Source organism: Rhodococcus ruber (assembly GCF_016804345.1).
Classification (GTDB): Bacteria; Actinomycetota; Actinomycetes; order Mycobacteriales; family Mycobacteriaceae; genus Rhodococcus; species Rhodococcus ruber.
Window position 1 is genome coordinate 5,045,542 of the sequence record NZ_CP044211.1, and the last position, 20,726, is coordinate 5,066,267.

Here is a 20,726-nt window from a genome sequence, read left to right on the forward strand (position 1 = left end):
GCACCACGGCCGCTACCGTGAGCGACATGACGCACCACACCCACTCTCCGGGCCATCCGCACACGCATCACGAGGCCGGCCTGGCGGACCTCCTCGACCTCGACGCCGAGGTGCTTGGCGCGTATCTGGACGAGGTGACGGCGTGGGCCGAACCGTACGCCCCGGTCCGTCCCCGGGTGATCGCCGATGTGGGGGCGGGAACCGGAACCGGCAGCGTGGCTCTCGCCCGCCGATTCCCCGACGCGGAGATCGTCGCGGTCGACCGGTCGGCATCGATGCTCGACCGCGTCCGCGCCACCGCCCGCGAACACGGCCTCGCCGAACGCATCCGGACCGTCCTCGCCGACCTGGACACCACCCGGCTTCCGGTCGACGAGGTCGACCTCGCGTGGGCGGCCTCGTCGCTGCACGAGGTCGCCGACCCGGATCGGGTGCTGCGCGACCTCCACGCCGGCCTGACGCCCGGCGGGTTGCTCGTCGTCGTCGAGATGGACGAGCTGCCGCGCTTCCTGCCCGACGACACCGGACAGGACCGGCCCGGCCTCGAGGAGCGCTGCCTTCGGGCGCTCACGGAGGCAGGGTGGAACGCCCACCCCGATTGGCACGCCCACCTCGAGCGCGCCGGGTTCGAGGTCGTCGACCGGCAACGGTTCTCGACGGAAGCCACTGCGGCACAATCGAACACGGTGAGGTACGCATCGACCTACCTGGCCCGCATCCGCGACGCGCTCGACGATCGACTGGACAGGGACGACCTCGACCGGCTCGATCGCCTGCTGTCGCCCGGCAGCCCCGAAAACCTGGCGCGGCGACCGGATCTGACGGTCCGCAGCGTCCGCACGGCGTGGGCCGCCCGGCGGCCCTGACCCGACACCGTCCGCTTCGGAGGGCGAACAGTGCGCGACTACCTGCGTGGCCTGTCCCCGAAGGGCAGCACACCGTCGACGTCCGCGATCTCGAAACCGAACCGCACGTCGTCGCCTCGTCGGGCGGCGTACACCTTGCGAATCCCGGCCGGCAACGGCGGCAACGGAACCCGCCGAGCCGCGACGACCGGTACGAGCAGGCCGTAGCAGCGCAGGCGCAGCAACTCCACGTAGGCGACGTCGTCGACGACCGCCCCGTCCACGACGGCGCTGACGTTCAGCCGACGGTGATCGGCGCGGATGTCGTCCCCGTGACTCAGCCGCCACGGCGTGTCGAGGGAGTTGAACCAGTCCAGCACGACGGTGATCGGTGCGACGCCCTGCACGTCGAGACGCGCCGCGCTGATCCGGGTGGACAAGCCCGGCACGATCCGCAGCCCGTGTGCGGTCACCGTCAGGCTGTCGATGCGCCGGTCGTCCCAGTCGAGTCGGCTCAGCCGCACGCGGGCGCGCAGATGCGCGCGGTCACGACGGATTCGGACGCCGTCGACGACGGCACGCAGCGGCGCTCCCTGCACGGTCGTCTCGACCGGACGGCCGGCGTACCGGAGGGCGAGACCGCGGCCGAGCAGGTCGACGAGGGTGTCGGGGACCAGCGCGGTGACAGTGCCCGCGCCGAGTTCGGCGAGCGGCTGCATCCATGCACGTTCCACCCCGGCATGATGCCACCGCACCGCAGGTCGTGGTGGGACCGTCGCTCTAGGCTGCCGCCTCCCGCAGCACCGTGACGAGCGTCGCGAGCCGGTCCGCGGCCCGGTCCGGATCGGGATGCACCATGGTCAGCGGGACCATCACATCGGTGACGCCGACGGCAAGGAGCTCTTTCACCGCCCGAGCGGTCTCCGGCACGGCGATCTCGCCGCTCGCCTCGTGCACCACCTGCAGCCGCCCGCGGATCTGCAGGTGGTCGGGGTCGCGTTCCTCCCGCTCGAGCGCGGCACGGAGCAGGTCGCGGCCCCGTTGCAGCTCGTCCGGTCCGGCACCCATGATCGGGATCCACCCGTCGCCCCATCGGGCGAGCCGGCGGATCACCGGTTTCGACAACGATCCCGAGACCCAGACCGGGATCCGCCGGTCTCCGGGGCGCGGCGAGCAGTACACCTCGGTGAAGGCCACGCTGGGCCGCTGCACCGAGGCCGGGGCGTGCTCCCACAGGGCCCGGCAGGCGGCGAGCGTGTCGTCGAGCAGCGGCCCGCGCTCGCGGAAGCTCAACCCGGCCGCCTCGTATTCCTTCTCCTGCCAGCCGGTTCCGACGCCCAGGTCGAGCCGCCCGCCGGACAGGTGGTCCAGGGTGGCCGCGGTCTTGGCGAGCACGGCCGCGCCCCGCAACGCCGCGATGATCACGCCGGTGCCGAGGCGGATCGTGCGGGTCCGGCCGGCGATCACCGCCAGCACGGTCATGGGTTCGAGCCACATCGCATCGGGTTCGGTGGCAAACGGTCCCCACGCGTAACCGGAGGTGTCGGACCCCATCACGACGTGGTCGGTGACGTTGACCCGGTCCACCCCGCTCTCCTCCGCCCGGACCGCGACGTCCACGAGGTGGGCGTAGTTGTCGCGGGCCAGCACGTCGCCGAAGTTGGGGAGGTTGACGCTCAGGGTGGGAGGATTCACGCGAAAGGTCCTTCGGTGGTAGGGATCAGGGCGCGAGGGGACGATTGGTCCACGATCCGTCGGCGCGGGCGAACCAGCCGCCGGCCGCGTAGCTGCCACCGTCGACGTGCACCGTGGACCCCGTCACGTAGCGGGAGAGGTCGGAGGCGAGGAACAGAGCCGGCCCGGCGACGTCCTCGGGCCGGCCCGGACCGCCGAGCGGCGCCCAGCCCGGCCAGCGGTGCCGGTCCGCCTCGGGCACGAGCCGCTCGTACGGCACCTGCGGCGTCTCGATCAGGTCGGGTGCGATCGCGTTCACCCGGATGCCGTGCCGGCCGACCTCGAGGGCGAGACTGCGGGTGAAGTGCCGCAGCCCGGCCTTGTACGTGCCGTACACGACGTGCCCGGGAATGCCCCGGTGCGCCTCGACCGTGGTGACGTTGACGACGGAACCGCCCCTCCCCCGGTCGATCATGCCGGGAAGGACGGCGCGGGTCATCCGCAGGGCGTGGTCGAGGTTGACGCGGGCGAGGGCTTCCCACTCGGATTCGTCGGCCTCCGCGAAGGGCGTCGCGGCGCGGAGGAAGTCGCCGACGTTGTTGACGAGCACGTCCGGGTCATGGGCGGCGGCCTCCGTCGCGACCGCCGGGTCCGCTGCGTCACCGACGATCGGAACCGCGGCGGGCACTTCGGCGGCGAGCTGCTCGGCCGCCCGGCGATCGGTGTCGACGAGGACGACGCGGGCACCGTGCTCGGCGAACAACCGCACGACGGCCGCGCCGATGCCGTTCGCTCCTCCGGTGACGACCGCGGTCCGTCCGGACAGCAGTGGATGCGACGGAGTGTTCGAGCTCGGCACGGTGGTCACCGTCGCGACGGTAGCCGTCCCGCCCCGGCGGCATCCGGCGGTTTCCCGGTGGCCGGGAACGGCGCCGTGCCCACCCCTTACGGAGCGAAGGCCGGGGGTGGCACGCGCAGCCCGGTCTCCCGCCAGATGCGCGTCGCGTCGTAGTAGTGGTCGTGACCGGCGAGATCGATGTGCCGCTCCGTCAGTCCCCGCTCCGCCGCGAGGGCCACGGCCTCGTCGTACCCGAGACTGGTGCTGGGCAGGTCGAATCCGGCGTCGCGCGCGACGGCCGAGGCGAGTGCGCGCACACTCACCGGCTCCGGGTGGGCGGCATGCAGGACAGCGCCGCCGGCCCCGGGACGGGTGCCGCGAACCGCGAGTGCCGCGATCAGGCGGCCGAGATCACCGACCGAGATCACCGACAGCAACGGGCGTCCGTCCTCGACCCACGCACCGAGACGAGTGAGGATCTGCGCGATTCCGGGCACGAACCAGCGGTCTCCGGGTCCGTGGACGAAGGCGGCGCGCACCACCGTGCCCCCGTAGTCCCGCACGGCCAGCTCGGCCGCGAGCCGGCTCGCACTGAGCACCGAGACCGGGTTCGGCACGACGGCGTCCTCGGCGACGCCGCGGTGCGGGCCCGGTCCGTAGACTCCGATCGTGCTGACGTAGATCACGTGGGGCCAGTGCTGCCGGTTCGCTGCCGCCAGCAGGTTCTCGGTCCCGGCACGGTTCACCTCGTCGCACGTCTGCGGGTCCGATCCGGTGTACGAGGCCGCATGCACGATCACGTCGGCGGCGGCGATCACGGTGCCCAGGGACGACGGTTCGGTCAGGTCCGCCGCGATCCGTCGCGTCGCCGCGGCGGGCACGTCGTCGGGTCGTCGCGCGACGGCCGTGCAGGGCACACCCGCCTCCGTGAGCCCGGCCAGCACGGCGCCGCCGACGAAGCCGGTCGCGCCGATCACCGCGATTCGCGGGTGCTGCGCCGAAGGTTCGTCGCGGCGGCATTCCGGGGCGGCGGGTACGATTCGGCCGGGTGGGGGAAACCCGATGGGGTTCGTCACGATGCACCTCGTCGGAACACAGGGTGGGAACGGAGTGAGGACGGATGGCTCAGCAAGCGCGGGCGGTGGCTACCAGGCAGCAGATCGTCCTGGGCGCGGCAGAGAACTTCGAACGATCGGGCTACGAGGGCGCGAGCCTCGGGGCGATCGTCGAGAGCTCGGGTATCACCAAGGGTGCTCTCTACTTCCACTTCCGGTCGAAGGACGAGCTCGCGCAGGTCGTGATCGAGGAGCAGCATCGCATCTCGATCGCCGCGGTCGAGGCCATCGCGAACCTCGACATTCCCGCGCTGGAACAGATCGTGATGCTCTCGCACGAGATGGCGCGCCAGATGATCGACGAGCCGATCGTGCGGGCCGGAATCCGTCTGACCCTCGAACTCAGTGCCACCGACGGGCCCACCGGTCCGTACCTGGACTGGATTGCCGCCTGCGAGAAGCTCACCGAGCAGGCGATCGCCCAGGGCGACATCCTCGACACGATCGACGCGGCCATGCTGGCCCGGTTCGTGATCTCCGCCTACAACGGTGTCCAGCTCGTGTCCAACGTGCTCACCCACCGGCAGGATCTCGAGCAGCGCCTCGACGAGATGTGGATCCTGCTGCTGCCCGCCGTGATGCCTGCCGACCGCCACGGTGAGATGCCGCGGATCCGCGCGGCCCGCTGGACGCCGCCGTCCGGCGACTGAACGACGGTCGCCGGCGGTCAGCATCGCGACCGGTCCGGCGCGAGCCGCACGACGCCGCTCGCCAGGACCTCGCCCCACTGCTCGACGGTGGTGCGCACGATCCACGGATCGTGCGCATCGATTCGCGCCACCACGTTCGCGGGCTCGTCCAGTTCCACGAACCGGTGATAGGTGGCCTCGATGAGCGCGATATCCGCGTCCGGACACCCGCACGCGGCGCGGGCGCTCTGGCGGAACGCTTCGAGGAGGAGCATTCCGGGCACGTGGTCGCTGGGATGGTCGAACAGGACGGGGTGCCGATCGTCGACCCGCAGACGCCAGCGGTTCTCGGCGTACTGCGGTCCGAGGACGACGTCCACGGGCCGGGACTGGCCGACGACGACGGGGGAAATCGGCGGGGGGCAGACGGGATCCCCGATCCGGCGGGGGCCGGCGCCGTTCCAGCGCAGCCGCTGGTAGGCGTCCGGGGTGAGGACGTTGGCCACCCCCTCCCCCGTGCCCACCCGCTGTCCGTCGATCGCGAACACCACCGTGAGGTCGAACTGGGAGAGCAACCCGCCGCGATAGACCGGGTCGTCGAGGGAGGCGTCGAGCACGACCTCTGCGGCTCCGGCCCCGATGGCCAGCGCGTCCACCGCCGCGTCCACCCGCAGGGTCTGCATGACGAACGGATGGCCGAGCGGCACACGATACTGCGTATGCCCCAAGTAGATCGCCGTCTGGCGCAGAGTCTCGGCGATCAGCATGGCGTCGTAGCGGCCGGTTTCGGTCCGGTAGAAACCGTGCAGCCGTGGCCATTGGGCACCCAGAAGGAATCGGTGGGCGACGCCGACGGACGTGCAGTCCGTCAGGAACACCTCCGACACCGATTGCCGATGGACGTACCGCCTGGGCACCGTCGACTCGAAACCGAGGACGGGACTGTTCCGGGGCACTGCGTCCGCATCCACGGTCATTGTCGCTTCTTTCATTGCAAACCGGCCGGACTGCTTTTATCGAGGGACTATAGACGACCGGGACGAATCGGGAGACGCTCGCGTCCGGTAGCCGGCACCCTCGTGGGGAACGGTTTCCGTCCCCCGTCGATCGCTCGGATGAATTCTTCGAACTCCACAAACCGATCGACCGGTTTATGCTAACGTGTAGTGCAGTCGGGAAACAAAAAGGGTCGGCCGTGGAGCACGCGGAGGGGTGTTTCCGATCGACCCGAGATCACGGCACCTCCGCGTCGCCGGGACTATACGAGGGGTAGTCCCAGCGGCGCGGAGGCGTGTCTGCCCCCCCGCATCGAGCCTGTACCCGCCCGGCCGGAACCCGGTGCTCCAGTTGCCCCGGGTGCTCTAATTACTCGGAATCCGGCTCCGCGCTTCGGCGAGCTGATCCTCGAGGCAGACGATGCGGCACGCCGCGTCCACCGCCGTGCCGCTGTCGACCAGTTCCCGCACCCGCGCGACGATGCGGAGCTGGTTGCGGGAGTAGCGGCGGTGGCCTCCCTCGGAACGGTGCGGAACCACGAGGCCGGGGGCATCGAGACTACGGAGGAAGGCGGGGGTGACGCCGAGTGCCGCAGCGGCGCGGCCCATGCTGAAGGCAGGGTAGTCGTCGTTGTCGAGTTCGTTGGTGACCGCGGGAGTGCGGTCGTCGGTCGGATCCACGTGCCCTTCGTTGCTACGAGAGGGAACCCCGGCACGTGCAGCGCCGGGGTTCGTGACGGTTATGACAATGCCGGCCTCGACCGGCACGAGGAAATGACATACACGAGTTCGCAATCCCGATGGATACGCATCACCAGCCTCTCGCTCTGTTCTCCGGTGGCGACGTGGTCGGCCTCCCAGAGTCCGCCCCGTCGCGCCGTCGGGGTGGAGCCGCAGAACCGAGTGCGGCTCCACCCCTCTGCAACTTCAACTTCGCCGGCAACCCGTCGGTTGCCCCTCTTCCGGATCCTTCGCGTTGACGCCCTCGATATTATCGGCCGCGCTATCGAAAGTCTACTGTTGCGACTGCAGTTTCTTTCGGCTGCCGCAAGGCTGCCCTTCGATCCTGTCGGACCGGTGCGGCACCATGAGCGCACCGCCGCCGGAAGGAACGCTCATGCCCGAGATCCTCGACCTGGCACCGGCCGCCCACGAGATGGCACGGCTCGTCGGCGCGCTCACAGACGAGCAACTGGCCCGTCCCACCCCGTGCGCGGGCACGACCGTCGGGGACCTCGTGGATCACGTGGGCGGGCTGTCCCTGGCGTTCACCGCCGCCGCGGGTAGAGCTGTCGGCGATCACAGACCGTCGGCGGATGCCTCCCGGCTCGGTGACGACTGGCGCGTCAGGATCCCCGGCCAGGTCCTCGCCCTCGCCGAGGCGTGGCACGACCCCGGCGCATGGACCGGAACCACCCGGGCCGGCGGCGTCGACCTGCCCGGGTACGTCGCGGGAGTCGTGGCGCTCGACGAACTCGTGATCCACGGCTGGGACATCGCGACCGCCTGCGGCCGGAAGTTCTCCTGCGATCCCGCCGCGCTGGCCGCGTGCCTGACGTTCGTCGCCGCGACCACCGACGAGGAACGCGCAGCCGGCGGGCTCTTCGGGCCGGCCGTCGCGGTTCCCGACGACGCCCCGGATCTCGACCGCCTGATCGGGCTCAGCGGACGCGACCCGTCGTGGCGTCCGCCCCACGACCGCCGGGAGCCGACCCCGCGCGACGGTCCGGACTAGGCTCGGCGGGCGCCCCGACCACAGTCCGCCCGCCCAGAAAGGCACGCATTCCTTGCCCGACCACCCCACTCCCCGCCCGGAACTACTGGCCGACTGCGCCGACTGCTTCGGATTGTGTTGCGTGGCTCTGCCGTTCGCCGCGTCGTCGGACTTCGCGATCGACAAGGACGCGGGCCGGCCCTGCCCGAACCTGCAGGACGACTTCCGCTGCGGCATCCATCGGGACCTGCGGAGCCGGGGCTTCACCGGGTGCACCGTCTACGACTGCTTCGGTGCGGGCCAGAAGGTTTCACAGCTCACCTTCGGCGGGGAGGACTGGCGGCGCTCGCCGCAGCTCGCCCGGCAGATGTTCGACGTCTTCCCCGTCGTGCGCCAACTGCACGAGCTGCTGTGGTATCTCGACGAGGCGGCCGCCCTGCCCACCTCCGGGCCGATCCGCACGGACCTGCGCGCTGCGCGGGCCGCGACCGACCGGCTGAGCAACGGCGACGCCGGCGCGCTCGCCCGCCTCGACGTCGCGGCACACCGGCAGCAGATCAACACCCTGTTGTTGCATGCGAGCGAACTCGCCCGGGCCACCGTGCCCGGTCGCAGGAAGGACCGTCGCGGTGCGGACCTGGTCGGTGCGAAACTCCGCCGGGCGAACCTGCGGGGCGCCAGCCTGCGGGGCGCCCTCCTCGTCGCCGCGGATCTGCGCGAGGCCGACCTGCGCCGCGCCGACCTCATCGGCGCCGACCTGCGCGATGCGGACCTGCGCGGCGCCGATCTCACCGGCAGCCTGTTCCTCGTCCAGTCCCAGCTCGACTCCGCGCGGGGCGACGGCCGCACCCGGCTGCCCGCCACAGTGACCACGCCGAAGCACTGGTAGCGCAACGGGCGAATCGGGCCCGTTGCCCGCGAAAGCCCTCGATCCGGCCGCGATCGGGTGTGCAATAGGTCCCATGAACATCCCCGACCTCCTTCCCACAGACCGCCGCCGGATGGCTCGTGCTGCCGTGGATTCGCTGGGTACCCAGCGCAGTGACCACGCCCTCGTCCGCGTGAAGTGCCCCGCCAGCCACAACGTCGCCACCGTCTACCGCACGCCGGAGGGGCCGGTGCTCGTCGCCGGCGGTGGGCCGACGGCACACGGCAATCGCGACCGCTCCGAGACCGCACATCACGGCGGCTCCCTCGGCTCCGAGTTCGTCGACACTCTCGAGACGACGCAGTTCGAGGACGACGACGTGCCCGCGCGCTGCGCGTGCGGCCCGCACACCCTGTCGCGCCAGGACCTGCAGGACGCGGTCCGCTCGCACACCCGCACGGTCACCCTGGCCTGAGCCGAACCCGATGAGCACCGCCGACAGCGCGCGAGACGTCGAGCTCGAGCTCCGCGACGTGGCCCTGGCCGGCACCCTGACCGTCCCCGCCGGTTCGGACGTCCTGGTGATCTTCGTGCACGGCAGCGGCAGCAGCCGGTTCAGCCCGCGCAACCGGTACGTCGCCGGGGAACTGAACGCCGCCGGTCTGGGCACGCTGCTGTTCGACCTGCTGACGGCCGGGGAGGAGGGCGACCGCACTCTCGTCTTCGACATCGAGCTGCTCGCGGGCCGGCTCGGCGAGGTGACCGACCTCGTCCGCACGGAGGCCGCGTGGATCGGTTACTTCGGGGCCAGCACGGGCGCTGCCGCGGCGCTGTGGGCCGCTGCGGACCCGGACCGGGAGATCGCCGCCGTCGTCTCCCGCGGCGGACGGCCGGATCTCGCGATGCCTCGGCTCGGCCGGGTCCGTGCCCCCACGCTCATGCTCGTCGGCGGCCTGGACCGCACGGTGATCGAACTGAACCGGCAGGCTGCCGCGGCCCTGCGGTGCGAACACGACCTGCGGATCGTGCGCGGGGCGACGCACCTGTTCGAGGAACCCGGCACGCTCGAGGTCGTGGCGCAGCAGGCGCGGGACTGGTTCCTCGACCACCACCCTCCGGCCTGACCGGCGCGCAACATACATGGTGTCGGAAACCTGTGCAGCTGCGACGAATTCGGACATCGAGGACGGAACACCCGCGGACGCGGCGTCGCCCCACCGGGCTGTGCTGGGTAAACACGGGTACGGTGGACACGACGGCACAGTCCTCGTACTGTGACGGAGGACACAAGACCGGGTAGCTGCCGAACCGGCGGGGTACCCGCACTACAACGAGTTGACACACGCCCAGTGGCGACACCTCAGAGGCGGACAATTGACGATCGAAGCACACCGTGACATCCCCGCGGTACGACGCCTGACGGCACTCGACACCGCGCAGACCCTTCTCCGCTCCGCACGGGGCCGCTCCTACAGCGAAGACCAGGCGTTCGACGAACTGCTCGACGCCTCGATGCGCTTCCACGTCGACATCGTCGACCTGTGCGAAGCCCTCACCGACCTGACCACCACCTCCGACACCGTCCCGGCACACCGGCGCGCCCACACCGTCGCGACCGACCTGTGGGGTGCGCTGATCGACCGGAGTGCCACCACCGTCGAGAACTGATCACCGGACGCGGAAGCTGAGCGTGCGACGGACGAGGTCACCGACCTCGTCCGCCCACGCGAGAATGCCGAGCGTCGAGTCGATGTTCCCCGGTGGCGTCCGCACGAGGGTGTCCCTGCGGATCAACCGCTCGAAGTCCACCGTCACCGGATCGGGGCGCACGCCACCGTTGGCATGGTGGAACCGCACCCCCGCGCGACGCATCACGTTGACCAGTTCCTGCGCGAGGATCCCGTTCGCCACCGTCGTCGGGTGCACACCGTCGAGGGAGAACAGCCCGCCCGCGGCCCGGCCGCCCCGGCCGTCGGCCGTCAGGAACCGCGAATCGGGCACGGGGTCGAGCGCGGCGAGCGCGGGCGGGAGCGGGTAGGGGGTCCACCACGCCGGACGGGCACCGACATCCGTGACGAAGCGCCGGGACGCGAGGCGCTCGAGCAGACCGGCCACGTCCAGCAGATACCAGTCCCGTGCCGGGCCGTGCGCACCGGCGCGGGCGTCGGCGACCGCCTGCTCGATGTGCTCGTTGTAGAGATCGATCGCGACGTCCACCGCGTACGCGCCGGCACCCGTGATGTGCTCGTCCTGGGCCGGGTCGAACCGGGACTCCTCGATCCACGGCCGGGTGTAGTAGGGGAAGTAGGGCGAACCCGGTTCCATCTTGTGGCCGAGCCCCTTGGCGATCGGGGCGATGGTGACGTGGGGAATCGTGCACCACACGACGTGCCGCGCCCGGATCGCCGCCACCCGATCGACCACCTCCGCGAACTCGGCCGCGAAATGCTCGGGCCGCCAGATGGTGTAGGCGTCCTTCGCGGTGAGGTCGCGGAAGTCCGGGCCGCTCCAGGAGATACGCAGGTCCGTGACCGTTCCGAGCGCGTTGTTGGAGCCGAGGAACACGACCAGCGTCTCGATCCCGGCTTCCGTCGTGTCGTCGTGGTCGTCGCCCAGGGCCGCGGCCGCGTCGAACACCGTCATCGACTTCGCCTCGTCGCTCCAGCGCGGATACACCCGCAACGCGGCCCGCTCGCCGTTGTTCTGCACGATCTGGTCGAGCAGGTCGTCCTTCGGCGTGGCGATCGCCGCCTCGCACGTCGCGGCGGTCTTGCTCAGGGCGTCGCGCAGGTCCCAGCCGAAGCAGGACAGGTTGTGCCGATACGTCGCGGGCAGCGGCGCGTCCCGACCGGGCCCGCGCTCCCAGTAGTCCTCCACCTCGTCCATCAGCGCACGCACGGCGAACAGCGCGAGGGGCGTCTCCCACACGTTCACCGAGGACCCGAAGCGTCGCTCCAGGTCGCGCAGAAGCAGTTCGATGTTGAGCGGCAACCCGCCCGGACCGGCGTAGCGGGGGTAGCGGAACCGGCGCAGCCAGCCGAGTTCGTAGGCGACGATCGCGGGCACCGAGACGTCGGTGTGGAAGACGGCGCCGCTCTGGAACCCCTGCAGCACCGAATCCCCGATCGCGACGAGCCGGTGCGGTGGGACACCACGGGCGTCGACCTGCACGTCCCGTCCGAGCGCGGGATCCGACACCGGCACCCGGGGGGCGGACGCCGCGCGCACCCGCACGTCCTCGGGCGTGCCGTCCGGGAGATCCATCGGAGTCACCGGCATGTCGTCCTCCCCCGGGCCGCAGCTGCGCCTGCTCCGAGCGTGAGCCGCGCGGGGTGGGTTGTCAACGGCACGGCCGGCGGCCAATCCTGTAGGGCATGGCCACCGACGAGGACTTCGCGCACACCGACGAGGCGGCCCGCAACCGTCGGGAGAAGGCGATCGTCCTCGCCCGGTTCGCCTGGGATCGCGGGATCACCGCGGAGGAGTTGCTGGCCCTGAGCGAGGACGTGCGCCGGAAGCTGGCACGGGCGGCGGGGGCGCACCCGCCGCGCACGATGGAGACGTGGACGCTCGTCGCTCGGCTGCTCGACGAGAAGTCGGCCTGGGCCGCGCAACACCCCGACCACCCGGCGGCCTCCCCCACCGCCGCGGACGAGAAGATCATGTGGGTGAAGAAGCCGCCCCGCCGGTGGCTGTGATCGGCCTGCGGGAGCCGCACGCGCCGTGCGCACCCCGTCGCTGGGGCGACCGAATGTCACACCGCTTCGATCACATCGAAGCGGTGTGACATTCGGTCACGGCGATGGGCACGGCCACCGGGCACCGGGCACCGGGGGTCAGCGGTCGGCGTCGTCCCAGATCCGCAGGACGGTCGAGAGGATGTCCTCGGACACGCCGAGACCGCCGAGGTGGCTCTCTCCCGGCAGGTGGTGGAACTGGGCGTCGGGGAGCCGGCCCACCACGTGGAGGCCGTGTTCCATGGGGACGATGTGGTCGGTGTCGCCGTGCCACCACCGGACCGGCACCTTGACGTCCTCGAGGCGGAAGCCCCAGTCCCGGGTGAACACCACGACGTCGGCGAAGGGGGCGGCCATCTGCTTGCGGCTGCCGTTGAGCAGATCGTCGAGGAACATCGCCTTGAACTCGGGGCGGGCCAGCAACTGCCGGTCGGCCTCGGGCGAGAGCCGGCCGTACAGGTCGATGATCGGCGACGCGAACGGGCGCACGACCCGGATGATCGAGGTCACGCCCATGCCGATGGGGACGCCCGCGACGGCGAGCAGCGGCGCGACCATTGTGCCGAGCCGCATCAGGCCGCTGCTGATCGCGTCGGGGCCGACGACGGGTGCGACACCCCCGAGTACCCCGGCGGCCATGACCCGCTCGGGCATCGCGTGCGCCGCGGCGAGGGTGTAGGGCCCGCCGCCGGAGAGCCCGACGACCGCCATCCGGTCCACCCCCAGGGTGTCCGCGACGATCCGCAGGTCGTCCGCGAAGGCGAGGACGTTCTCGTAGCGGTGCGGGCTCGACGAGCCGATGCCGGGGCGGTCGAGGCCGATGAGCCGGACGTGCTCACGCTCGGCGTAGCGGCGTGCCTCGACGGGGATCTGCCGGCGCGCCCCGGGGGTGCCGTGCAGCCAGAACACGGCTCGGCCCTGGGCCGATCCGAACTCGGCGAACCCGATCCGGCGGCTGCCCCCGACCGCGACGGTGCCTTCCAGCTTGGGACGTTCGACGTCGATCATGAGCGCCAGCATGCCACGTGACGGCGGCCACACGAGGCAGGTGTCCGTGACGGCGCGTGCCGGACATCTTCCCGGCCGCTCAGCGCAGCGCGTCGATCAGTTCGCCGACGGTGTGCGCGGATTCGAGCGGATGCCGCAGCCGCCCCTCCGGATTCAGCGAGTAGGTGTTGCGGCGGCCCACCCGGGTGCGGGTGAGGTACCCGCCGTCGACCAGATCCGCGAGGATCGTCTGCACGGAGCGCTCGGTGATCCCGATCCGTTGCGCGAGTTCGCGGACGGTGGGTTGTCCGCCCCGCGCGACACACAGCAGCACGTGCGCGTGGTTGGTCAGGAACGTCCAGCCCCGGGCACGGTCCTCGCCGACGGCGGGTGACGAGCGGGCGGAGGAGGTCACCTGCACACCATAGGGCACCACGGTTTCCGGTATTGCTCTTCACTTCCGTGTCCTGCCCCCTTGACAATTAACCGGAAATACTCTTCACTAATCTAAGTTCGCGAAAGGGAGTATCCCTCCGCGCTTCGTCGTCAACTCGGGAGCCGTCCGCCGGCTCTCCGGCGGAGCGGGCTCACCGGAGCCGGGAAAGACTTTCGGCCGTTCGAGGCTGAAAGGTGGTCCTGATGACCGTTCCGTTGTGGTTGTGGGCGGCGGTGCTCGCCGCGATCGTGGCGATGCTGGCCGTGGATCTGTTCGCGCACCGGCGTGCTCACGTGATCGGTGTGCGCGAGGCCGCAGGCTGGTCGGTGTTCTGGGTCGGTACCGGCGTCGGATTCGGCGCGCTGATCTGGTGGCAGTACGGCTCGGAGTTCGGCCAGCAGTACTTCTCCGGCTACCTGATCGAGAAGTCGCTCGCCGTCGACAACGTCTTCGTCTGGGCGATCATCCTGACGTACTTCGCCGTGCCGCGCGAGTACCAGCACCGGGTCCTGTTCCTCGGCGTGCTCGGCGCCCTGGTGTTCCGGGGTCTGTTCATCGCGGCGGGATCGGTGCTGATCGCGAGCTTCGGCTGGATCCTCTACCTGTTCGCGGCGTTCCTGCTCTACACCGGCTACCGGATGATCCGGCAGCGCGACGAGCACCTCGATCCCGAGAAGTCCCGGGCGCTACGGCTGTTCCGCCGCCACGTGCCGATGACCGACGCCTACCACGGACAGAAGTTGCTCGTCCGTCGCGGGGGTGCGCTGCTGGCCACCCCACTGCTTGCGGTACTCGTCCTCATCGAGATCACCGACATCGTCTTCGCGGTCGACTCGATCCCCGCGATCTTCGCCGTCACGGACGAACCGTTCCTCGTCTTCACCGCCAACGCATTCGCGGTGCTCGGACTGCGGGCGATGTACTTCCTGCTCGCAGACCTGATCCACCGCTTCGTGTACCTGAAGATCGGGCTGGCTCTGGTGCTGGTGTGGGTGGGCATCAAGATGCTGCTCAAGATCGACGTGTTCTACATTCCGACGCCGATCTCGCTGGCCGTCGTCGCCACGATCCTGACCGTGTCGATCGTCGCCAGCCTGCGCGCCACGCGCGGCCAGGGCCGTCGCGGCCTCGAAGCGCCCACGACGCCGCCGTTCCGGGTGGCCACGGCCGAGGAGACCGCGGCGCTCGAGCCCGTGTGGCGGCTGCCGGGTGCCCGGCGGCGCGCGGAGCGGACCGAGCGCGACGACAGCCTCAGCGGTGAGCGGTGAACACGTACTGGCGGGTCGCGGACTCGACGATCTGATCGGGGGTCACGTCGATCTCCCCGCCGAGCCAGGCGGTCGTGAGCTCGGCGAGACCCCCGACGAACAGGAGCGCGGCGATCTGATCGTGGGGCGGCTGCAGAGCGCGGTCGCCCCACAGTTCGCGGGATTCCACGGCGACGAGGCCGGCGAACTGGCGCAGCAGTTCCCGGCGGCGGACGCGCACGGGCTCGGACCCGGTGGACTCGACGACGGCGACCCGGCCCTTGCGGGGATCGTCGGTCAGGACCGCGACGAACGCGGCGATGGCGGCGCGGGCCCGCTCCTCCGGTCCGCGCTCGGATTCGGCGAGTGCGGCCAGCGCGCGCTCCCGGATCTCGTCGGCGATCCGCTCGACGACGCACACGAGCAGCTCGTCCCGGCCGGAGAAACTCTCGTAGAAGTACCGTTCGGTGAGCCCGGCCTCCTGGCAGATCGCGGTCATGGTGGCACGGTCGCCACCGTCGCGGCCGAACACCGTCAGACCGGCCTCGAGCAACTGCTCGCGGCGGTCGGCGGTGCGCTGCTCGGCGCTCTTTCCGCGGTACTGACGACTGGGCCGGTCCATAGTCGAATCTTGACAGATCACGGCCTGTGATCCACGCTACAGTCAATTGACAGAGCTTCATGTCAGATACGGTCCGACGAATCGGAGACCCCATGACGAAAGTGCTCGCACCCTCCCCGCCCGGTCTGACCGCCGTTCCCGGGGACGCCGGCCTGCCGTACGTCGGGTACGCCCTCGACTACATGCGCAACCCGCTGAGGGCCTACGACCGGCGCTACCGCGAACACGGGCCGGTGTCCTGGTTCCGGTTCGCGGGCCGGCCCTGGGTGGTGCTGCTCGGCCCCGACGCCTGCGGCGCCGCGCTGCAGAACCGCGACCGGGCACTCGCGAACGGTCCGGGCTGGCGCACCCTCATCGGCCCGTTCTTCGATCGCGGCCTGATGCTGCTCGACGGCGACGAGCACCGCACGCACCGCCGGATCATGCAACAGGCCTTCACCCGGGACCGCCTCGCCCGGTACACGGACTCGATGCAGCCCGCGATCGCCCGGGCCCTCGACTCGTGGACGCCGAGCGAGGACTTCCGCGCCTACCCGACGCTCAAGGAACTCACGCTCGGGCTCGCCACCTCGATCTTCATGGGCGGCGCCGAGGGCTCGTCGGCCACGGAGATGGCCGAGGTGAACAAGGCCTTCATCGGGTGCGTGCAGGCGGCCACCGCGATCGTGCGCTACCCCCTGCCCGGAACCCGCTGGCGCCGTGGCGTGGTGGGCCGTCGCCGGCTCGAGGAGTTCTTCCGGCGCTACCTGCCGGCGCGTCGCGCCGGCGACGGCGACGACCTGTTCACCGCACTGTGTCACGTGGAATCGGAGGACGGCGAACGGTTCTCGGACGAGGACGTCGTCAACCACATGATCTTCCTGATGATGGCCGCGCACGACACCTCGACCATCACGCTGTCCACCGTGCTGCAATACCTCGGTCAGTTCCCCCAATGGCAGCAACTGTGCCGGGAGGAGTCGCAGGCGCTCGGCACGACGACCCCGACCCTGACGGACCTCGAATCGCTCACCAGCCTGGACCTGGTGATCAAGGAATGCCAGCGGCTCGTGACGCCGGTGCCCGGCATCGTCCGGTACACCACCGCCGACACCGACATCCTCGGCCACTTCGTGCCGCGCGGCACCCTGATCAACGTCGGGCTGCACTACAGCCACCACATGGCCGAGTTGTGGCCGGAGCCGGAGAAGTTCGATCCCGGCCGCTTCTCCCCGGAACGCCGCGAGGACCGAGTACACAAGTTCGCGTGGACGCCGTTCGGCGCCGGAGAGCACCGCTGCCTGGGCATGTACTTCTCCGGCGCCGAGATCAAGACGGTACTGCACCACCTGCTGCTCGGGTACAGCTGGCATGTGCCGTCCGATTACGTTGCCCCACTGAACTTCACGTCGCTGCCGTACCCGTCCGACGGGCAGCCGATCGCGCTGCGCCGCCTGCGGTGACGCAGACTGGGGGTCAGACGCGACCCTTGACCATTCCGTGCCAGTACATCGCCGGCAGGCCGTAGCGCTTGAGCAGCCACATGTCGCGGCGATCCTTGGTGGTGTCGATGACCGGAATGCTCGGGGACGGCTCGAGCTCGTAGTCGAACTCCGCGAGCATCATCTTGTCCCGGGCGGTGACGAACGGGCAGGACGAGTACCCGTCGTAGCTCTTGCGCTTGCCGACCCCGCGCATCTCGGCGACCAGGTTGGCGACGAGGACGGGCGCCTGCTTGCGGACGGCGGCGCCGGTCTTCGACGTCGGCAGGTCCGCGACGTCGCCGAGCGCGAACACGTTGGGGTACCGGCGGTGCTGAAGCGTGTGCTTGTCGACCTCGACGTACCCGAAGGGGCTCGCCGGGTTGGCGAGCGGGCTCGCCGCGACCCAGCCGGGCGCGCGCTGCGGAGGCACGGCGTGGAGCATGTCGAACCCGACGATCTCCTCGTCTCCGGTGGCGTTGTTCACGATCGTCGCCTTGCGCGACGCCCCGTCGAGCGCGGTCATCTCCGAGCTCAGGCGCACCTCGATGCCGTACCGCGCGGCGACCCCCTCGAGGGTCCGCCGCCAGGACGGGATGCCGAACATCGAGTCACCGGGCAGGACGAGGATGACGCGGATCCCGTCCAGCAGGCCCTGCCGCCGCCAGTAGTCGGAGGCGATGTAGGCGATCTTCTGCGGCGCGCCGGCGCACTTGATCGGTCCCGCCGGCTGCGTGAAGATCGCCGTGCCGGAGCGCATGTTGCGGATCAGCTCCCACGTGTAGGGGGCGTACCGCGGGGAGTAGTTGCTCGAGACGGCACCGTGCCCGACGGCGTCGGCGAGGCCCGGCACACCGTCCCAGTCGAGGTGCAGTCCGGTGGCGAGCACCAGGTAGTCGTAGCCGACGACGGTCCCGCGGTCGGTCGTGACGGTCTGCGCGTCGGGGTCGACGGCGGTCGCGGCGGCCCGGATCCACCGGACGCCCTTGGGGATCAGCTTCTCCTCGGCGCGGCGGGTCTCGTCCAGCGACGCCTGGCCTCCGCCGACGAGTGTCCACAGCGGCTGGTACCAGTGCTCGTCGGAGGGCTCGATCACCGCGATGTCGGTGACGCCGGCCCGGCGCAGGCGCGCAGCGGTCGCGATTCCGGCCGTGCCACCTCCGACGACGAGTACTCGATGTCGCGCGGCACCGTTGCCTGAATGGAGCGACATGTGAACAGTCCTTTCCGTCCGTGACGCAGGCGCGGACGCGGGCTGGGCCTCCACGCCCCTAGATACCCGGTGGGGTATTCACCGACGACTGTAGGCGCGCGGCGTCGGCTCTTCAAGTACCCCGGCGGGTATTTCCGCCCGCTGAAGGTCCCTGCTTTCCGGGACCTTCGTCCCGGCCGGGCGGACCACGGCCCACCGACCGGGGCCCACCGACCGGGGCCCACCGATTGGGCGCCGCTACTCGGCGGCCGCGCTGACGACGTCGTCCTCGGACAGCAGCACCTCGGCCGCCGCCGGGCCGAGCGGCACGAAACTGTCCCGGCTGGTGACCCGCGAGATCCGGCCCCGGTAGCCCGCGTCCACCAGCGCGGTGACCACCGCCTCCGACACCCCGCCGCTGCGCCGCGTCTCGTCCACCACCAGCACGCGCGGGAAGGACTGTGCGCACGCGAGGAGTTCCGCCAGCGGCAGCGGGGCCAGCCACTGCAGGTCCAGCACCGCGGCCTGCACACCGCGCGCCGACAGCCGACGAGCCGCACGCAGGCTCATCCGGACGCCGTTGCCGAACGTCACGAGCAGCACGTCCTCGCCCGTGCCGTACACCCGCACCGAACCGGGCTGTACCGCAACGGAATCGGGCGGCTCACGCCACAGCCCGTCGCCCTCGTCGTACAGGTCGCGTTCGTGGTACAGCGCGATCGGCTCGAGAAACACGCACACTCGGCCCTCGCTGCGCGCGAGGTGCACGCAACTGCGCAGCAGTGCCCCGGCGACCGACGGGCGGCTCGGCACCGCGAGCACCAGACCGGGGATGTCGCGCAGCACCGCGACGGAGTTGTCGTTGTGGAAGTGCCCACCGAACCCCCGTTGGTAGGCGAGGCCGGCGATGCGCACCACCATCGGGTTGCGGAAGCGGCCGTCGGAGAAGAACATCAGGCTCGCCGCCTCGCCGCGCAACTGGTCCTCGGCGTTGTGCAGGTAGGCCAGGTACTGGATCTCCGGAATCGGCAGCAGGCCCGTCACCGCGAATCCCAGTGCCGTGCCGAGGATCGTCTGCTCGTCGAGGACGGTATCGAAGACGCGCCGCGGCCCGAATCGGCGGAGCAGGCCACGCGTGAGGCCGTACACCCCGCCCTTCTCGGCCACGTCCTCCCCGAACACGAACGATTCCGGGATCTCGTCGAGAATTCCGGCGAGCGCGCCGTTCACGGCCTGGGCGAGCGTGCAGGGCTCCGTCGTCGCGGGCTCCGGCCCGTCCGGAACCCGGCGCCGGCCGTGCATGTGCAGCGGCCGCATCACCTCGGCGGCCGACCCCAGCCGGGGGGCATCCGCGACGGCGTCCACCTCCGCGGCGACGACGGCGCGCACCGCCTCGTATCGTTCGAGCACCTGTGCGGGGGTGAGCGTTCCGTGGTCGACGAGGACACGTGCGGTGGCCAGCAACGGATCCTGGGCGTAGTCGGCGGCGATCTCCTCGCGGCTGCGGTACGCGGTCTCGGCGTCGGAGCCGGCGTGGCCGAGGAACCGTACCGCCCTCAGATGCAGCACGGCCGGTGCGCGTGCGGTCCGGACGGCGACGAGCAGGTCCGCGACGGCCGCGAGCACCCCGACCGGGTCCGCGCCGTCGGCCGCGCGGTAGCTCACCCCCGGGTACGACGAGAGGGCCCGTTCCGTCCAGCCCTCCGGCGTGCGGACACTGATGCCGAGCCCGTTGTCCTCGCACACGAACAGCAGCGGCAGCGGCAGGCCCCGGTACGCGCAGTAGGCAGCCGCATTGAGCGCACCGACCGCGGTGGAATGGTTGGCGGAGGCGTCCCCGAAGCTGCACAGCACCACCGAATCCGCGGGCCACGGGCACTGCAGGCCCAACCGGGACGCGCGGGCGAGGGCGAACGCCGCCCCCACCGCGCGCGGCAGATGGGACGCGATCGTCGAGGTCTGCGGGAGGATGTTCAACTCGGCGTTGCCGAACACCTTGTGCCGGCCGCCGGAGATCGGATCGAGCGTCGAGGCGGCGCACCCGGCGAGCACGTCCCGCACCGGCGTCGTGCCCGGCACCTGGGCCGCCCGCGCGGCGTAGAAGGCACCCGACCGGTAATGCAGCAGCGCCGGATCGGTGACCCGCGACAGCAGCCCCAGCGCGGCGTTCGCCTCGTGGCCGGACGAACCGATGGTGTAGAACCCGGCACCGCGTCGCTGCATCTCGCGGGCCGCGAAGTCGAGGTGACGGGACTGCAGTTGCGCGTCGAAGTACCGCAGCACCGGTTCGTTCGACGCCTGCCCGGCCCCGGCGCTCCAGCCGCGGACGGTGGCGGTGAAGTACTCGTCGAGCGGCTCGGCCGTCAT

Annotated in this window: 22 protein-coding genes; 10 read left to right on the forward strand and 12 right to left on the reverse strand. The window is 70.8% G+C overall.

Going from position 1 to position 20,726, the window contains the following annotated elements; genetic code table 11:
• The first annotated feature begins 26 nt into the window (after positions 1-26).
• Positions 27-866 (forward strand): class I SAM-dependent methyltransferase, encoded by an 840-nt coding sequence (locus F1734_RS23070; protein WP_040275025.1) that lies wholly within the window; start codon positions 27-29, stop codon positions 864-866.
• A 38-nt stretch (positions 867-904) separates the two neighbouring features.
• On the opposite strand, the gene F1734_RS23075 is transcribed toward F1734_RS23070, so the two are convergent.
• The 4 genes from F1734_RS23075 to F1734_RS23090 form a co-directional block, all read right to left on the reverse strand.
• Positions 905-1,579 (reverse strand): hypothetical protein, encoded by a 675-nt coding sequence (locus tag F1734_RS23075; protein WP_230831743.1) that lies wholly within the window; start codon positions 1,577-1,579, stop codon positions 905-907.
• 46 nt (positions 1,580-1,625) lie between these two features.
• Positions 1,626-2,540 (reverse strand): TIGR03619 family F420-dependent LLM class oxidoreductase, encoded by a 915-nt coding sequence (locus F1734_RS23080; protein ID WP_017679821.1) that lies wholly within the window; start codon positions 2,538-2,540, stop codon positions 1,626-1,628.
• Positions 2,541-2,565: 25 nt separating this feature from the next.
• A complete protein-coding gene (locus tag F1734_RS23085; RefSeq protein ID WP_017679820.1) occupies positions 2,566-3,387 on the reverse strand; it encodes an SDR family NAD(P)-dependent oxidoreductase in 822 nt (273 codons plus the stop codon).
• 77 nt (positions 3,388-3,464) lie between these two features.
• Positions 3,465-4,433, reverse strand: a complete 969-nt coding sequence (locus F1734_RS23090; RefSeq protein WP_203011125.1) for an NAD-dependent epimerase/dehydratase family protein — start codon at positions 4,431-4,433, stop codon at positions 3,465-3,467.
• Positions 4,434-4,477: 44 nt separating this feature from the next.
• On the opposite strand from F1734_RS23090, the gene F1734_RS23095 reads away from it, so the two are divergent.
• The gene (locus tag F1734_RS23095) at positions 4,478-5,122 is read left to right on the forward strand and encodes a ScbR family autoregulator-binding transcription factor (protein ID WP_026137557.1); all 645 of its coding nucleotides are present in this window, start codon (positions 4,478-4,480) and stop codon (positions 5,120-5,122) included.
• Between the two features lie 17 nt (positions 5,123-5,139).
• Here F1734_RS23095 and F1734_RS23100 read toward each other — a convergent pair whose 3' ends face one another.
• Complete coding sequence (locus tag F1734_RS23100; RefSeq protein ID WP_010593487.1) at positions 5,140-6,078, reverse strand: ScbA/BarX family gamma-butyrolactone biosynthesis protein; 939 nt, start codon at positions 6,076-6,078, stop codon at positions 5,140-5,142.
• Positions 6,079-6,462: 384 nt separating this feature from the next.
• Positions 6,463-6,777 carry a helix-turn-helix domain-containing protein gene (locus F1734_RS23105; RefSeq protein ID WP_010593488.1) on the reverse strand — a complete coding sequence of 105 codons (315 nt, stop codon included), beginning with the start codon at positions 6,775-6,777 and terminating at the stop codon, positions 6,463-6,465.
• 436 nt (positions 6,778-7,213) lie between these two features.
• Between F1734_RS23105 and F1734_RS23110 the strand changes: the two genes are divergently transcribed.
• The 5 genes from F1734_RS23110 to F1734_RS23130 all read left to right on the forward strand — a co-directional run bounded on the left by F1734_RS23110 (position 7,214) and on the right by F1734_RS23130 (position 10,346).
• Positions 7,214-7,831 carry a TIGR03086 family metal-binding protein gene (locus F1734_RS23110; protein WP_010593489.1) on the forward strand — a complete coding sequence of 206 codons (618 nt, stop codon included), beginning with the start codon at positions 7,214-7,216 and terminating at the stop codon, positions 7,829-7,831.
• Between the two features lie 121 nt (positions 7,832-7,952).
• Positions 7,953-8,699: a pentapeptide repeat-containing protein gene (locus F1734_RS23115; RefSeq protein ID WP_017679817.1), complete on the forward strand. Its 747-nt coding sequence runs from the start codon at positions 7,953-7,955 to the stop codon at positions 8,697-8,699.
• A gap of 73 nt (positions 8,700-8,772) precedes the next feature.
• Positions 8,773-9,153, forward strand: coding sequence for a hypothetical protein (locus F1734_RS23120; protein ID WP_003939188.1), 381 nt, complete (start codon positions 8,773-8,775; stop codon positions 9,151-9,153).
• Between the two features lie 10 nt (positions 9,154-9,163).
• Positions 9,164-9,802, forward strand: coding sequence for a dienelactone hydrolase family protein (locus F1734_RS23125; protein WP_203011126.1), 639 nt, complete (start codon positions 9,164-9,166; stop codon positions 9,800-9,802).
• Between the two features lie 250 nt (positions 9,803-10,052).
• Positions 10,053-10,346, forward strand: a complete 294-nt coding sequence (locus tag F1734_RS23130; protein WP_010593493.1) for an ANTAR domain-containing protein — start codon at positions 10,053-10,055, stop codon at positions 10,344-10,346.
• Here the strand turns inward: F1734_RS23130 and F1734_RS23135 are convergent, their stop codons facing one another.
• Positions 10,347-11,957 (reverse strand): hypothetical protein, encoded by a 1,611-nt coding sequence (locus F1734_RS23135; protein WP_203011127.1) that lies wholly within the window; start codon positions 11,955-11,957, stop codon positions 10,347-10,349.
• A gap of 95 nt (positions 11,958-12,052) precedes the next feature.
• Here F1734_RS23135 and F1734_RS23140 point away from each other — a divergent pair, with 95 nt between their 5' ends.
• The gene (locus F1734_RS23140) at positions 12,053-12,376 is read left to right on the forward strand and encodes a hypothetical protein (protein WP_203011128.1); all 324 of its coding nucleotides are present in this window, start codon (positions 12,053-12,055) and stop codon (positions 12,374-12,376) included.
• Positions 12,377-12,514: 138 nt separating this feature from the next.
• Here the strand turns inward: F1734_RS23140 and F1734_RS23145 are convergent, their stop codons facing one another.
• Together F1734_RS23145 and F1734_RS23150 are read right to left on the reverse strand one after the other, a co-directional pair.
• The gene (locus F1734_RS23145; protein WP_371851044.1) at positions 12,515-13,423 is read right to left on the reverse strand and encodes an alpha/beta fold hydrolase; all 909 of its coding nucleotides are present in this window, start codon (positions 13,421-13,423) and stop codon (positions 12,515-12,517) included.
• Between the two features lie 79 nt (positions 13,424-13,502).
• Positions 13,503-13,823 carry a helix-turn-helix transcriptional regulator gene (locus F1734_RS23150; RefSeq protein WP_017679815.1) on the reverse strand — a complete coding sequence of 107 codons (321 nt, stop codon included), beginning with the start codon at positions 13,821-13,823 and terminating at the stop codon, positions 13,503-13,505.
• 218 nt (positions 13,824-14,041) lie between these two features.
• Between F1734_RS23150 and F1734_RS23155 the strand changes: the two genes are divergently transcribed.
• The gene (locus F1734_RS23155) at positions 14,042-15,106 is read left to right on the forward strand and encodes a TerC family protein (RefSeq protein ID WP_026137555.1); all 1,065 of its coding nucleotides are present in this window, start codon (positions 14,042-14,044) and stop codon (positions 15,104-15,106) included.
• Here the strand turns inward: F1734_RS23155 and F1734_RS23160 are convergent.
• A complete protein-coding gene (locus F1734_RS23160; RefSeq protein ID WP_010593499.1) occupies positions 15,090-15,707 on the reverse strand; it encodes a TetR/AcrR family transcriptional regulator in 618 nt (205 codons plus the stop codon). The two genes, F1734_RS23155 and F1734_RS23160, sit on opposite strands and share 17 nt — an antisense overlap.
• Before the next feature lie 92 nt (positions 15,708-15,799).
• Here F1734_RS23160 and F1734_RS23165 point away from each other — a divergent pair, with 92 nt between their 5' ends.
• Complete coding sequence (locus F1734_RS23165) at positions 15,800-17,149, forward strand: cytochrome P450 (protein ID WP_203011129.1); 1,350 nt, start codon at positions 15,800-15,802, stop codon at positions 17,147-17,149.
• A 13-nt stretch (positions 17,150-17,162) separates the two neighbouring features.
• Here the strand turns inward: F1734_RS23165 and F1734_RS23170 are convergent, their stop codons facing one another.
• Together F1734_RS23170 and F1734_RS23175 are read right to left on the reverse strand one after the other, a co-directional pair.
• Positions 17,163-18,380 (reverse strand): NAD(P)/FAD-dependent oxidoreductase, encoded by a 1,218-nt coding sequence (locus F1734_RS23170; RefSeq protein ID WP_010593501.1) that lies wholly within the window; start codon positions 18,378-18,380, stop codon positions 17,163-17,165.
• A 237-nt stretch (positions 18,381-18,617) separates the two neighbouring features.
• On the reverse strand, positions 18,618-20,726 hold the full coding sequence (locus F1734_RS23175; protein WP_029539959.1) for a thiamine pyrophosphate-dependent enzyme: 2,109 nt from the start codon (positions 20,724-20,726) through the stop codon (positions 18,618-18,620).